This is a genomic window from Flavobacterium sp. ARAG 55.4 (assembly GCF_051846875.1).
Taxonomy (GTDB): domain Bacteria; phylum Bacteroidota; class Bacteroidia; order Flavobacteriales; family Flavobacteriaceae; genus Flavobacterium; species Flavobacterium plantiphilum.
The window spans coordinates 76,684-90,813 of sequence record NZ_JBPYCT010000004.1 but is presented as its reverse complement, the minus strand read 5'-3'; the positions used below and the strand labels follow the sequence as shown (position 1 = coordinate 90,813).

Sequence of the window (14,130 nt, the reverse complement as noted above, 5' to 3'; positions counted from 1 at the left end):
TTAGTTTTAGATTGCAAAAATAAGAATTTATTAGCATTAGAACGGATAATTTATTCCAAAATTTAAAACTGAGTTCCCAAAATTGTAGTCTCTAAACCATTTTTTACCTGATTCATCAGCGGGATTATAGGTTTTGAAACCAAAATCAAATCGGACAACAAAAAAGTTTAAATCATATCGAAGACCAAATCCGGAACCTAATGCAATATCTTTTAAACTGGAAAAATTATTAAAAGTTGATTTCTCATCGGTGACATTGTCAAAAACATTCCAGATGTTTCCTGCATCCGCAAATAATGCACCTTTTAAATCACCTAAAATTTTAAACCTGAATTCGGCGCTTGCAGCAATTTTCATATTGGCTTCGTTAAAATCATTTGTGGCTCCACTTCGTCCCGGTCCTAAACTATAAGGTTGCCAGGCACGGTTATCATTGGAACCTCCTGAAAAATAACTTCGGGAAAACGGAATATAATCAGAATTACCAAAAGGGATAGCTATACCAAAAAAACTACGTACCGCCAGTACTTTTTCATGACTCAGATCCCAATGTTTGATATAATCGAATTCTGTTTTAATGTATTCCGAATATTCTAAATCAAATATTTCGCGGTTTCCATTTTGATTCTTTTTTAAATTGGCAGCATTTCCTATTAATGATAAAAGAGAACCGGCCGATTCTATTTTGGTTTTGAAAAGATAGAAAGTGTTGTCGGCTAAATCTGTTTTTGTGGTTTTGCTGAATGAAAAATTAGTGGCCAAAATAAAATCATTTTCAGTCAGTCGCACTCTTCTTTCCTCAATACTTCTCACTTCTTTTAAATCGTTGTCAGATGGGATGAAATTTTGATTTCCGTCTAAAACATCTCTTGTAAAAGCTTTTGTTCCGGATTCTATTATCAGATCATTATTTTCGTTGAAATAGCTGCTGTCTGCATTGTAGTTTTGCGCAATTTCATTTAAAGCATTGTAAGAGGAGCCGTAGACATTAAAATAATTAGATGAATTTAAATTACGTACAAACTGAACATTAAAAAGGTCAAAACGGGCAGTATTGTATCTTTTGGGATTCCAGTTGTATGAAAAAGTTCCTGTGAAATTTTCTTTATCTAATCCGATATTTTTTTGCGTAGCATAACCTATACCAATCAATGTTGATGGAATCATGCTTTTGGGTATTATTTTTTCCGTAGAAAAAGGCATAAATATTCTTGGGAAATTTAATTTGAAGTCAACACCATATTCTGATACGTTGAAAAACTGATTGTTTGGATTGGCTAAATCTCTGGATGAACCAATGTTTGCTCTTGTGGAAATTTCGAATGTTTCAGCTCCATTAAAAATATTTCGGATACTAAGAGAAGGACTAAATGAAATCCCAATATCCTGAATATTAGAATGAGTTAAGTCAAATGAAGCCTGAAAACTATATTTTTTTCTGGGTGTTAAATAAATTTTAGCAATAAGAGAATTGTTAAGACTGTCTTTTTTATCTACTTCATATTGAATACTTGGCGGATTAAATATTTTAAGATTGGTTAAATACCGTGATGTTAATACGGTTTTGTAATCGGCAAAAACGGTTCCTTTAGTGATAAAAATAGCATCAGTTATAGCATATGGTTTGTATTTTAATTTATCACGGCTGTACAGGTTGAAATTTTGGTACGTAGTACTGTCAGTTATGTTTTGCTTGCTGGTATTTGGCAGATAATCCGTATAAATGTCTACACTACTGATTTTATATAATTTAAATTTTTCTGTTTTCGTAGAATCTTTATCCTGATAGCTGTAGTCGCCAATATTTACATTTACATTCGCTTTGTTTTTCTGACCGATAGTGTCAATGTCAAAAATAATAGAAGTAGGCTGAAAATAATAAGCGCCGTGATTTCTGAAATAAGTGGTAAGACGGTTTTTTTCTTCAGTAAAATCGGCTGTTTTATATTGATTTCCTGACTTTATAAGGGCATCCTCTTTAGCGTTATTGTATAGCGAATCTAAGTCCGGTGAACTGATAGTTGCCTTTATTGAGTCCAGGAAATACGCTTTATTCGTTGTAATGCTGTATTTTATTTTACCTCTTTTCTCACTGATAGTATCTTGTGTGTAACTGGTTTTAACATCAAAAAAACCATTGTTAAAATAATAATACCTAAGTCTGGAAAGTGATTTTTTAGTTTTTGCAGTGTCAATAATTACTGGCGGTTCACCAGTGTTTTTTAAAAATTCATGAATTCCGCTGTAAAAAAAAGATTTTCCTAACCGGTCTACTTGTTTTGCTGATAACCATTTGGCTTTTCGTTCGTATTTTCCGGGGTTATTTGTGAATTTTGCCTGATAAGTAGAATCAGGATTTAAATTAGCTAAATTGTATAAATTCAATCGCAAACGAAATCCCAGTAAGGTTCCGTTTGGTTTTTGATACAATTGGTTGTGAGCATCTTCATCATTGGTTTTTTTGCCATTTACTACAATCTGATTCCTTAAAAGTAGTTGTTTGCCGTCCGGAACTCTTTTTTCAGCGTTACAGGCAGATATAATTATTCCTATTAGAATAAATAGTGATATTTTTGTTGAAATTTTTTTCAAGAGGTCTAAAATATTTAATTCAAAAGTACATATTTTTATGGTTAGTAAAAACCAAATAAAACTTATAACTAGTTTACAGCAAAAAAAGTATCGGATTAGTCATCAATTATTTTTTGCAGAAGGTGTAAAGGTAATTCAGGAGCTTTTAGACTCAAATTTTGAACTGGAACATTTGTATACTACCCAATATGATTTTGAAGAAGTTTCAGGAATTAAAAAATCGTTGATTCATGAAAATGATCTGAAAAAAATTAGTGCGCTGGCAACTCCTAATAGTTGTTTGGCCGTTTTTAAAATACCTCAGGAAAAAGAAATAGCTACTTCGGGTTTGATAATTGCTTTAGACGATATCCGGGATCCGGGAAATTTAGGAACAATTTTACGTTTGTGTGACTGGTTTGGAGTCCGGCAGGTGGTTTGCTCGAAAGAAACAGTCGATATTTATAATCCAAAAGTGGTTCAGGCGACTATGGGTTCTATTACAAGAGTGAATGTAGCCTATGTTGATCTTGAGCATTATATTGCAGAAACTGATTTAACCGTTTTTGGTACTTTTATGGATGGAGAAAATATTTATCAGAGTAATCTGCCTCAGCAAGGAGTTATTATTATGGGAAATGAAGCGAATGGTATATCAGAAGGAGTTGAAGAATTAATAGAAAAACGGATTTCAATTCCGCGGTTTGGTGATTTACAAAAAACAGAAAGTTTAAATGTAGCTACAGCAACTGCAATTGTATTGAGTGAGTTTAAACGAAATTTAGCTTAGTGAAAAGTGAAGTTAATAAATATAGCTCTGCTTTTAAGAGATTCTATATTTCCTGTCCACGGGCTGTTTGGGTCATTGTCCCGGATAAGTTCATCTTTTAGGCTAAAACAACCTCTTATTGAAGGAGAAAAAATAAAATACTCAGAGAAAAAGTCAATTCCAAAACCTAATTCATAATTAGTACTCCAGGATTTTACTCGGAATTTTTGCTGCTCGTTATCGTCAATAGATTTTGAATTTGAGGATAAATTAAGAGTAGTTGATAATCCTCCTAAAATATACGGACGTATATTTCCTGTTCTCACAGAAGAGAATTTTACCAGTAAAGGAAAATGAATGTATGTACTGTTCACATCTCTTACAGCATCAGTTTCATTAGTAAAGTTGGGATAATGTAATGTTCTTTTAGTATAATACAAACCGGGTTCGAATCGCAGATTGATGTATTCCTGCAGTTTTAAATCAGCTACAACTCCTACATTAAATCCCGTTGTTTTTTTTACCTGAATATCCGGACCTACGGTTTTGTAATCAACTTTGAAATCAAAGGAGTTAAAACCTAAATAATATCCAAAATAAAGTCGCTGTTTTTGAAAATTTTCCAAATGGATAATAGGATCTTTACTAAACATTCCTTTAGATTGTGAATATCCTAAAAAACTAAGCAGGAATAAAGTAAAGACAGCTGTTTTTTTCATGTAATTAACTTAGATTATTTTTTTTGATGCTACATAAATAGTGGCAACTCCAAAAGTTTGTGGCATTGCTTTTACATCTATAAACCCAATTTTTCTTAAAATATTGTTTAATGCTTCACCATATGGAAATGCAGCTGCAGATTCAGATAAATAACCATAAGCAACATTGTCTTTAGAAAATAATTTACCAATAAGAGGAAGGATGTTTTTGGTGTAAAAACGGTATCCCTGCTTGTAAGGGGTTTGGTCAGGAACTGATGTTTCCAGAATGACAAAAGTTCCATTTGGTTTTAAAACACGTAATATTTCAGCTAAACCTTTTTCTAAGTTTTCAAAGTTTCGAACACCGAATGCAACTGTGATGGCGTCAAAATAATTGTCGCCGAAAGGAATTTTCTCTGAGTCGCCAAGAATCATTTCGATTCTGTTGGATAGATTTTTCTGAGCAATTTTTTTTACCCCTACTTCCAGCATTCCAGCCGAAATATCCAGACCTGTAATTTTTTCGGCATTGGTGTTGGCCATTAAAATAGCTAAATCACCTGTTCCTGTAGCAATATCTAAGATGGTTTTAGGTTGACTGTCCGTAACTATTTTTAAAACTTTCTTCCTCCATTTAACATCAATTCCAAAAGAAATAACGCGATTCAGATTGTCATAGTTTCCTGAAATGGTATCAAACATCTGTGCTACCTGCTCTTTTTTACCTAATTCAGAGTCTTTATAAGGGGTGATATTTTTTGACATTTTTTAAATTTTCACAAATATACTATAATGCCTTTTAAATTAGAGCTCAAATTGATTTTCAATTTACTGTTCATCTGATTCATTGTGTGAATTTGTTTGCAAATATCACTAAAAGTGGGTATTGTACGACTGATTTATAATGCAGAAGTTTACTGCATGATTTTGTTTACAATAATTAATAAGGAATTAATGATTCAACTCAGATGGCTGTTTTTTGCGTTGATAGTTTCATTTGTTCTTGTCAGCTATTTTGATGGTGCCGTTTTATATAAAAGCGGTAATTTAAAAGAAACGCAGAATACGTTCTTAGGATTAAATTTGTTTTTGGAAATTTTTATCTTTATTTCCTTTAGTACCTTTGTGGTATTTGGTATTAAGGGGTTTTTTGAGATGTTTTCTCAAAAGATTGCAAACAAAATCATTTTCCTTTCGGGGATGAGTTTGGTATTTGTAAATTTGATATTATTATGTCAGATTGTCTTTCAGGAATAGAACATTTTTTTCTAAATTATTGTAGCAAATAAAAAAACACCTCTTATTGTGGAGGTGTTTTTTGTTTTCTGATATATGTTTCAAAACTGTAGTCATAAAGGTGTTTTTCATCTTTAGATTGAAATTCTTTATGGGTTAATTCCCAGTCTTCCGGATTTATTTCTGGGAAAAAAGCATCTGCATCAAAGTGATGATGTACTACCGTAAGTTCAATTTTATCGGAAAAAGGAATGGCTAATTTATAAATTTCTCCTCCGCCAATAATAAAAGACTCTTCGTTTTTAGGACATTTTTCAATAGCTTTTTCAATACTGTCAACAATTATACAGCCTTCTGCCTGATAATCGTTTTGCCGGGTTATTATAATATGTGTGCGGTTAGGAAGAGGCTTTGGAAAACTCTCAAAAGTTTTTCTTCCCATTATAATATGATGTCCCGTAGTCAGGCTTTTAAATCGTTTAAAGTCATTAGGTAAATGCCAGATTAATTGGTTGTCTTTTCCCAGAGCCTTGTTTTCAGCAGCAGCTGCAATCATTGTAATCATTAATGCTTATTTATAGTAGGATGTTCTTCGTTTAATTGATTGCTTAATTCGTCAATTTTTTGTTGTTGTCTGGCAACTAAACGATCGATTTGTTCTCTTTCCCAATTCTTACTCATAAAACGATCGGTTATAAAAACTTTTATAAAGTGTAAAATAAATAAAAATAACCATGCTGTAATTAACCAGATATGCCAATTTGCATTTTCATTAAAGTGAAAAACTTTTGTCGATACAAATAAAAAGATGCCTGCTAAAAACAATAAAACAAAATGAAAATAAACCCTTTTTTTTTGTTTTATACGTTTTCTGGCATATTCGTATAATTCATGTTGATCTGATTTCATAGGCTGCTTTTTTTTGACTATAAAGATAAAATTTAATTTGGAAATGCTTGTTAGCGCAGGAGAATAAATAGAATTTAGCTTTATGCTTTTTTGTTTTTTAAAAATTTAATCCTTCAATATTTGCTTAATTTGCTAGTTTTTAACATTTTATTAAGTATTATGCTAAATCGTTCTTTTGAATGTTAAAACTTCAATTAAAATGTTTTACTTTGTTTCATAAATCTAAAAATGAAACAGTTATGTCAATTAAAAAACAATTTATAAAATCAAAACCAGTTTGTAAAGTTACATTTTCTATTGAGGCAAAAGAAGCTGCAGAAGTTTCTGTTGTAGGCGATTTTAACAATTGGAATCCTGAAGCAGGTACTTTAAGTAAATTGAAAAATGGTACTTTTAAGGGGGTTTTTGATTTAAATAAAGATACCGCTTATGAATTTAAATATTTAGTTGACGGTAAATATATCAACGAAAGTGAAGCGGATTCTTTTAAGTGGAACGAATTTGCAGGAGCTGAAAACAGCGTTTTAGAGGTATAATCTAAAACGCTTTTTTTATACCGCTACGTTTCCTTTTATGGTCTCGTGAGGTTCGTAGCCCACGAGGGTAAAATCATTATAGCTGAAATCAAAAATGTCTTTTATTTCGGGATTTAAAATCATTTTTGGTAATGGTTTTGGTTCACGTGATAACTGCAATTCGATTTGTTCAAAATGATTGTTATAAATGTGTGCATCACCAAAAGTATGGATGAATTCACCCGGTTCCAGATCGCATACCTGTGCAATCATCATAGTAAGTAAGGCGTAAGAAGCAATGTTAAATGGAACGCCTAAAAAGATGTCAGCACTTCTTTGATATAGCTGGCAGGATAATTTTCCATTGGCTACATAAAACTGAAAAAAGGCATGACAGGGAGGTAAAGCAGCTTTATTGTTAGCTACATTTTCTTCAAAAGATTTTGTGGTATCCGGTAATACCGAAGGATTCCATGCTGAAACCAGCATTCTGCGACTGTTAGGATTTGTTTTTAATTCCTGAATTAAATCCGAGATCTGATCGATTTCTTCACTATTCCAATTACGCCATTGGTGACCATATACAGGACCTAAGTCTCCGTTTTTATCCGCCCATGCATCCCATATTTTTACTCCGTTTTCTTTAAGATAACTAATGTTAGTTTCCCCTTTAAGAAACCACAGTAATTCGTGTATAATAGATTTAAGGTGTAATTTTTTGGTAGTAACCATTGGGAAACCTTCGCTCAAATCGAAACGCATTTGATAACCAAAAACACTTTTAGTTCCTGTTCCTGTACGGTCACCTTTCTGGCAGCCGTTTTCCATCACATGTTTTACTAAATCTAAATATTGCTTCATTACTAATGTTGATTTGGTTATTGCTAATTTGGTTATTCGAATTAACAAATAACCAAATTATCCATTATGATTCTCTTTTTGAAATTTCGTCTCTTATTTTTGCGGCTTTTTCATAATCTTCCTGTTCAACAGCCTGAATTAATAAATCATTTAATTCCTGAAGACTGTATTTGATGTAAGCTCTTCCGCTTTCTGCTTCGCCTGTAAAAGATTCCGGATTGGAAATAATATCATCCATTTCCTGATTTTCTTTATCGGTTTCTGAAGGATTTGTTTTAAGATAAATACCGGCTTTGTCCAGAATATTTTTATAGGTAAAAATAGGAGCGTTAAAACGAAGGGCTAAAGCTATAGCATCAGAAGTTCGAGCATCTATAATCTCTTCAATTTTATCTCTTTCGCAAATGATACTGGAGTAAAATACGCCATCAACAAGTTTGTGAATGATAACTTGTTTTACTACAATGTCAAATCGCTCAGCAAAATTTTTAAACAAATCGTGGGTTAGCGGACGTGGTGGTTTTATCTCTTTTTCTAAAGCAATAGCAATGGATTGTGCTTCGAAAGCTCCTATTACAATAGGTAATTTTCTCTCGCCGTCTACTTCATTCAAAATCAAAGCGTAGGCCCCATTTTGTGTTTGGCTGTATGAAATTCCTTTTATGGATAGTTTGACTAAGCTCATAATTGTTGAAATGAAAAATGTAGGTTTTTTTGTTTGAAATTATTTTCCGGCTGCAATATTAATTAAAAAATCTGCCAATAAGCAAAGATACAACTATCTTATTTTACTGGGCAGAATTTTTAGATTGAAAATAGTATTATGAGTTTTGTGCTTTGAATACCTTTAGTTTTTCAATTAATTCAGGAACAACCTCAAATGCATCACCTACAATTCCGTAGTCAGCCACTTTAAAGAAAGGAGCTTCAGGATCTGTATTGATAACCACTTTTACTTTTGAAGCATTGATTCCTGCAATGTGCTGGATGGCTCCGGAAATTCCAACTGCAATATATAAATTAGTAGCAACCGGTTTTCCTGTTTGTCCTACGTGTTCTGCATGTGGTCTCCATCCTAAGTCTGAAACTGGTTTAGAACAAGCTGTTGCAGCTCCTAAAACAGCAGCTAAATCTTCGATTAAGCCCCAGTTTTCCGGGCCTTTTAATCCGCGACCGCCGGAAACTACAATGTCGGCATCAGCAATAGCAACTTTTCCTGATGACTTTTCAACGGATTCTGTTTTTATTCCAAAATCATTGTCTCCAATGTTTGGACTGAATGTTTCTTCAGTTAAAGCTGATGCGTTTTCAAAAATCCCATAAGAGTTTTTAGCTAAGCCAATTACTTTTACATCGGTATTGATTTCGGTTATGTTGAATGCTTTGTTAGAAAAAGCATTTCTTTTTACCTGAAACGGGCTGGTGCTTACCGGTAGTCCAACCACATTTGAAGCAAATCCGGCTTCTAAACTTACCGCCAGTAAGGAAGAAAGATAGATGCTGTTTGTGCTGGAAGAAAGAATTACAAGTTTTGTATTTTCCTGTTGAGCAGCTTGCTTTATAACGTCAGCGTAAGCTTTTGCGTTAAATTCAGTTAATTTATCGTTGCTTACTTTTAATACTTTGTCTACTCCGTATTTAGATAATTCAGAAACATTTTCGATGTTTACCGTTAAAGCAGTAACAGTTGTTCCAAGGGATTCAGCTACTTTTTTAGCATAGGAAGCAATTTCAAAGGCTACTTTTTTGAATTTTCCTTCGGCTGATTCGGCATATATTAATATTGACATGATGATTTCAGATTTCAGAATTTAGATTTCAGATTTCAGAATCTGGAAACTAAAAACTCGATTTATATTATATTTTAAGTTAAGGATTAAGAGAGGTTTTAAACTGCAGTTTGCAATCTAAAATCTGCAATTTAAAATCTTAAATAACCTTTGCTTCGTTGTGTAACAAATTAATTAATTCGTCTAAATTATCTGCAGAGACCATTTTGATTGCTGATTTTGGAGCTGGTTTTTCAAATTTTACCGCTTTTGTATTTACAGTAGCTTCAATCGGTTCAAAAACATTTAAAGTTTTTGTTCTGGCAGTCATAATACCTCTCATATTCGGAATGCGTAAATCTTTTTCTTCAACAATACCTTTTTGTCCTCCGATAATTAATGGTAATGAAGTTGTAATAGTTTCTTTTCCGCCATCAATTTCACGTACAGCTTTTACATTTGAACCATCAACAGTGATATTGATACATGAATTCAGGAAATTATATCCTAAAATTCCGGCAACCATTCCCGGAACCATTCCTCCGTTATAATCTAAGGATTCTTTTCCTGCGATGATTAAATCATAACCGCCATTTTTGATTACTTCGGCTAATTGTTTAGCAACAAAAAAACCATCGGTAGGCTTAGCGTTGATACGAATTGCGTCATTAGCTCCAATGGCTAAGGCTTTTCTTAATGTAGGTTCAGTTTCCGGTCCGCCAACATTTACTACAGTGACAGTAGCTCCTTGTTGCTCCTGAAACCAGATGGCACGTGTTAGTCCGAACTCATCATTTGGATTGATAACATATTGTACGCCGTTAATATCAAATTCAGTATCAGCGTTAGTAAAATTAATTTTTGAGGTAGTATCAGGAACATGACTGATGCAAACTAGTATTTTCATGTTTGGATATTTTATAATATTCGTAGATTGAATTACAAAATTAGAACAATATTTCGAATAATTAGTCATCAATAAACACTTACCAATGAGAGACTGTTGTTTTTTGTTGTTTTGAAAAGGAAGAAATAACAGTATAAATGCGGGATATTCACATACCAACAATAAGATGTTAGATTTTAGGGCGGATTATTTAAGTTAATTTATGCATTAAATGGTTTAAAATATTTATTTTTGCTCTTCAGAAAATTCAACATACAATATAAATATGAGAACAATACAATTTAGAGAGGCCATTTGTGAAGCGATGAGCGAAGAAATGCGTCACGATGAATCCATATATTTAATGGGCGAAGAAGTTGCAGAATACAATGGAGCATACAAAGCTTCGAAAGGAATGCTTGCTGAGTTTGGTGAAAAAAGAGTTATTGATACTCCAATTGCTGAACTTGGTTTTACTGGAATAGCCGTAGGTTCTGCCATGAATGGTTGCCGACCAATTGTAGAATACATGACTTTTAACTTCTGTTTAGTAGGTATTGATCAGATTATTAATAACGCTGCCAAGATGCGTCAGATGACAGGTGGACAATTTGATGTGCCTATCGTTTTTCGTGGACCAACAGCTTCTGCAGGGCAATTAGGAGCTACTCACTCTCAGGCTTTAGAAAACTGGTTTGCTAATACTCCTGGGCTTAAAGTAATTGTTCCATCAAATCCGTATGATGCAAAAGGACTTTTAAAATCTGCCATTCGTGATAATGATCCGGTGATTTTCATGGAATCGGAGCAAATGTATGGTGACAAAGGTGAAGTTCCTGATGGAGAATATGTAATTCCTATTGGAGTTGCTGATGTGAAAAGAGAAGGGACTGATGTAACTATTGTTTCTTTTGGAAAAATTATCAAAGAAGCATTTATTGCTACAGATGAATTGGCTAAAGAGGGAATATCTTGTGAAATTATCGATTTAAGAACGGTTCGTCCAATGGATAAAGATGCTATCTTAAAATCAGTTAAGAAAACAAATCGTTTAGTTGTTCTTGAAGAAGCCTGGCCGTTTGCCAGTATTTCTTCTGAGATTACTTATGTTGTTCAGGAACAGGCTTTTGATTTTCTTGACGCTCCAATTCAGAGAATTACAACTGCTGATACACCGGCACCTTATTCTCCTGTATTGTTGAAAGATTGGTTGCCTAATGCAGCTGATGTTGTAAAAGCAGTAAAGAAAGTAATGTATAAATAATACATATCAGATACTATTGAAGCTTCATCTTACGTTAGTTTGATGAAGCTTTTTTTTTAAATTTACTACATGGATAAGAAATACCTTTTTTTAGCATTATTTATATGCACTGTTTTTTCAAGCCTTTTTGCTCAGACCAAAGTGAGCGGTATAGTAGTTGATAAATCCAATCAGCCGGTTCCTTTCGCAAATGTAGTGTTGAAAGGAGCTAATTTAGGGGTAATGTCCAATGAAGACGGTCGTTTTTATATTGAATCTCCTAAAACTTTTACTACTCTGAAAGTTACTTCAGTAGGATTTTCTGATAGTGAAATCACGTTAGAAAAAGCCGTAAACTATAATTTTAAGGTTATACTTAAAGATACCGAAGAATTAAAAGAAGTCGTTATTTATACCGGAAAAACTTCCAAAAAAAATAATCCGGCATTAGATATTCTGAGAAAAATTTGGGAACGAAAGCGAAAGAACGGATTGTACCAGTTTGATCAGTATCAAATGGAAAAGTATGAAAAAGTGGAATTTGACATGAACACTATTGATAGTGCTTTTATGAAAAGTAAACTCTTTAAAGGAATGGAGTTTGTTTTTAAGCATGTCGATACTTCTAAAGTTACAGGGAAAACTTATTTGCCTATTTTTATAAACGAATCTTTGTCAGATGTTTACGGAAGTAATAAGCTTAATAAGGTAAAAGAGAAACTGAAAGCTAACAAGAATTCCGGATTTAGTGATAATCAGCAAATTTTATCTTTTGTGAAAGATTTGTATTCGGATTATGATATCTATAATAATCATTTAACTTTTTTTGATAAAAGCTTTACCAGTCCGTTATCTAAAACAGGAATTGATGTCTATAATTATGTACTGACTGACAGTGCTTTTATTGATGAAAAATGGTGCTACAATATTTTATTTTATCCAAGAAGAAAAAATGAGCTGACTTTTAAAGGAGATTTCTGGGTTAACGATACCACTTTTGCAATCAAAAAAATTAATATGGCAGTTACTAAGAGTGCTAATATTAACTGGGTCAAAGATATTTATATCGAACAGGAATTTGAGGTGCAAAATGATTCTGTTTTCTTGTTGACTCGTGATCATATGATGTCTGATTTTGCTTTAAATAAAAAAGAAGCATCAAAAGGAGTATATGGAAAACGAACTACTTTGTATCAGAATCATCAATTTAATATTGAAAAACCGGTTTCTTTCTATAAAGAAGAAGTCAATTTTATTGATAATGAGGTCTATAATAAATCCGATAGATATTGGGATGAAAATCGTTTTGAGAACCTGAATAAAGACGAAAGAGGTATTTATAAAATGCTGGATACCTTACAAACGGTAAAAAAATTCAAGCAATTATATAATCTGGTCTCTATACTGGGAAGCGGTTACATTCAGTTTGGGCATTTTGATTACGGACCTATTTTTTCCACATTTGGTTACAATGAAGTAGAAGGTATCAGAATCCGCACCGGAGGAAGAACGTATTTTGGTCCTAATGATCCATGGAGATTGCAAGGATATACTGCTTATGGGTTTGATGATAATAAATTTAAATACGGATTGTCCGGAAAATGGATGATTGATAAGAAAAAGCGAATTATTATTTCAGCAGGAAACAGGCGGGATGTAGAACAAATAGGGGCGAGTTTGACTACTACGAATGATGTTTTAGGAAGAAGTTTTGCTTCATCTTCGTTGTTTTCAACAGGAAATAATGGAAAGCTTACTAATATAAATTTGTCTAATGCAGCTGTAGAAATAGAGCCCGTTAAAAATTTGACTTTTCAAACCGGATTTTCATATAGAACTTTAGAATCGGCTTCAGATACTTTTAGTCTGGATTATTTTACTGATGCCTCACAAACGACAACCAGAAGTGATGTAAAACAATCCGAAGTAAATTTTCAGGTGGAATTCACCCCTAACAGAAAAACGATTGGTTACGGAGTAGAAAGAAGCAATGTAGACAGTCCTTTTAGTCGCTTTTTTATCAATTACAGTCATGGTTTTAAAGGTTTGCTGGATAGTGATTTTAATTATGATAAACTGCAATTGTATTACAAACAGCCAGTAATCATAGGACCTTTAGGGCGAACTGATCTCACATTAGAATTAGGTAAAATTTACGGAACAGTCCCATTAGGATTGTTGAGTGTGATTCCGGGAAATCAATCTTACTTTACAATCGAGAATACCTTTAGTAATCTTAACTTTTATGAATTTGTTTCTGATCAGTATGCAACACTGCAATGGGAACATAATTTTCAGGGACGTTTGTTTTCCAGAATTCCTTTTATGCGAAAGTTAAACTGGAGAGAAATTATAGGTGCACGAGCCGTTTACGGAACTATTTCAGACGCTAACAGGGCTATAAATGCTTCCGGATTAACCTATGTAGCACCAGAAGATATATATTGGGAATACAGTGCCGGAATAGGGAATATTTTTAAAGTTTTCAGAATTGATTTTGCCTGGCGTGGAAATTATTTAAACACACCTGATACCCAACGATTTTCTGTAAAAGGTTCCTTCGGATTTTATTTCTAGATAAACAAAAAGTAAAAGAATAATTTGAATGTCTTTTAAATAGAAATGTTTTGCTATAAAAGAGGATTTAAATTACTTTTGTGCCCAAATAAA

13 protein-coding genes are annotated in these 14,130 nt (G+C 33.0%); 4 read left to right on the top strand and 9 right to left on the bottom strand.

The window, feature by feature from the left end; translation table 11 throughout:
- Window positions 1-36: 36 nt before the first annotated feature.
- Window positions 37-2,592, bottom strand: a complete 2,556-nt coding sequence (locus ACSV4D_RS06170; RefSeq protein WP_439227527.1) for a BamA/TamA family outer membrane protein — start codon at window positions 2,590-2,592, stop codon at window positions 37-39.
- Between the two features lie 37 nt (window positions 2,593-2,629).
- Here ACSV4D_RS06170 and ACSV4D_RS06165 point away from each other — a divergent pair, with 37 nt between their 5' ends.
- A complete protein-coding gene (locus ACSV4D_RS06165; protein WP_439227526.1) occupies window positions 2,630-3,361 on the top strand; it encodes a TrmH family RNA methyltransferase in 732 nt (243 codons plus the stop codon).
- Here ACSV4D_RS06165 and ACSV4D_RS06160 read toward each other — a convergent pair.
- The 4 genes from ACSV4D_RS06160 to ACSV4D_RS06145 all read right to left on the bottom strand — a co-directional run bounded on the left by ACSV4D_RS06160 (window position 3,358) and on the right by ACSV4D_RS06145 (window position 6,186).
- Window positions 3,358-4,059: a porin family protein gene (locus ACSV4D_RS06160; RefSeq protein ID WP_439227525.1), complete on the bottom strand. Its 702-nt coding sequence runs from the start codon at window positions 4,057-4,059 to the stop codon at window positions 3,358-3,360. The genes ACSV4D_RS06165 and ACSV4D_RS06160 overlap by 4 nt on opposite strands.
- Window positions 4,060-4,068: 9 nt before the next feature.
- Complete coding sequence (ubiE, locus tag ACSV4D_RS06155) at window positions 4,069-4,806, bottom strand: bifunctional demethylmenaquinone methyltransferase/2-methoxy-6-polyprenyl-1,4-benzoquinol methylase UbiE (protein ID WP_439227524.1); 738 nt, start codon at window positions 4,804-4,806, stop codon at window positions 4,069-4,071.
- A gap of 535 nt (window positions 4,807-5,341) precedes the next feature.
- On the bottom strand, window positions 5,342-5,842 hold the full coding sequence (locus tag ACSV4D_RS06150) for a dihydrofolate reductase (protein ID WP_439227523.1): 501 nt from the start codon (window positions 5,840-5,842) through the stop codon (window positions 5,342-5,344).
- Window positions 5,842-6,186 carry a 2TM domain-containing protein gene (locus ACSV4D_RS06145; RefSeq protein ID WP_408081784.1) on the bottom strand — a complete coding sequence of 115 codons (345 nt, stop codon included), beginning with the start codon at window positions 6,184-6,186 and terminating at the stop codon, window positions 5,842-5,844. The genes ACSV4D_RS06150 and ACSV4D_RS06145 overlap by 1 nt, the downstream gene beginning before the upstream one ends.
- A gap of 239 nt (window positions 6,187-6,425) precedes the next feature.
- Here ACSV4D_RS06145 and ACSV4D_RS06140 point away from each other — a divergent pair, with 239 nt between their 5' ends.
- Entirely contained in the window at window positions 6,426-6,722 is a 297-nt protein-coding gene (locus tag ACSV4D_RS06140) for an isoamylase early set domain-containing protein (protein WP_408081785.1), read from the top strand.
- 15 nt (window positions 6,723-6,737) lie between these two features.
- Here the strand turns inward: ACSV4D_RS06140 and ACSV4D_RS06135 are convergent, their stop codons facing one another.
- The 4 genes from ACSV4D_RS06135 to ACSV4D_RS06120 all read right to left on the bottom strand — a co-directional run bounded on the left by ACSV4D_RS06135 (window position 6,738) and on the right by ACSV4D_RS06120 (window position 10,238).
- Window positions 6,738-7,562, bottom strand: coding sequence for a thymidylate synthase (locus tag ACSV4D_RS06135; RefSeq protein ID WP_408081786.1), 825 nt, complete (start codon window positions 7,560-7,562; stop codon window positions 6,738-6,740).
- Between the two features lie 64 nt (window positions 7,563-7,626).
- Window positions 7,627-8,247, bottom strand: a complete 621-nt coding sequence (locus ACSV4D_RS06130; protein WP_408081787.1) for a bifunctional nuclease domain-containing protein — start codon at window positions 8,245-8,247, stop codon at window positions 7,627-7,629.
- A 136-nt stretch (window positions 8,248-8,383) separates the two neighbouring features.
- The gene (locus tag ACSV4D_RS06125) at window positions 8,384-9,352 is read right to left on the bottom strand and encodes an electron transfer flavoprotein subunit alpha/FixB family protein (protein WP_408081788.1); all 969 of its coding nucleotides are present in this window, start codon (window positions 9,350-9,352) and stop codon (window positions 8,384-8,386) included.
- 139 nt (window positions 9,353-9,491) lie between these two features.
- Window positions 9,492-10,238, bottom strand: a complete 747-nt coding sequence (locus tag ACSV4D_RS06120; RefSeq protein ID WP_439227522.1) for an electron transfer flavoprotein subunit beta/FixA family protein — start codon at window positions 10,236-10,238, stop codon at window positions 9,492-9,494.
- 265 nt (window positions 10,239-10,503) lie between these two features.
- Here ACSV4D_RS06120 and ACSV4D_RS06115 point away from each other — a divergent pair, with 265 nt between their 5' ends.
- Complete coding sequence (locus ACSV4D_RS06115; RefSeq protein WP_439227521.1) at window positions 10,504-11,481, top strand: pyruvate dehydrogenase complex E1 component subunit beta; 978 nt, start codon at window positions 10,504-10,506, stop codon at window positions 11,479-11,481.
- A 69-nt stretch (window positions 11,482-11,550) separates the two neighbouring features.
- A complete protein-coding gene (locus ACSV4D_RS06110; protein ID WP_439227520.1) occupies window positions 11,551-14,037 on the top strand; it encodes a DUF5686 family protein in 2,487 nt (828 codons plus the stop codon).
- Window positions 14,038-14,130: the final 93 nt, after the last annotated feature.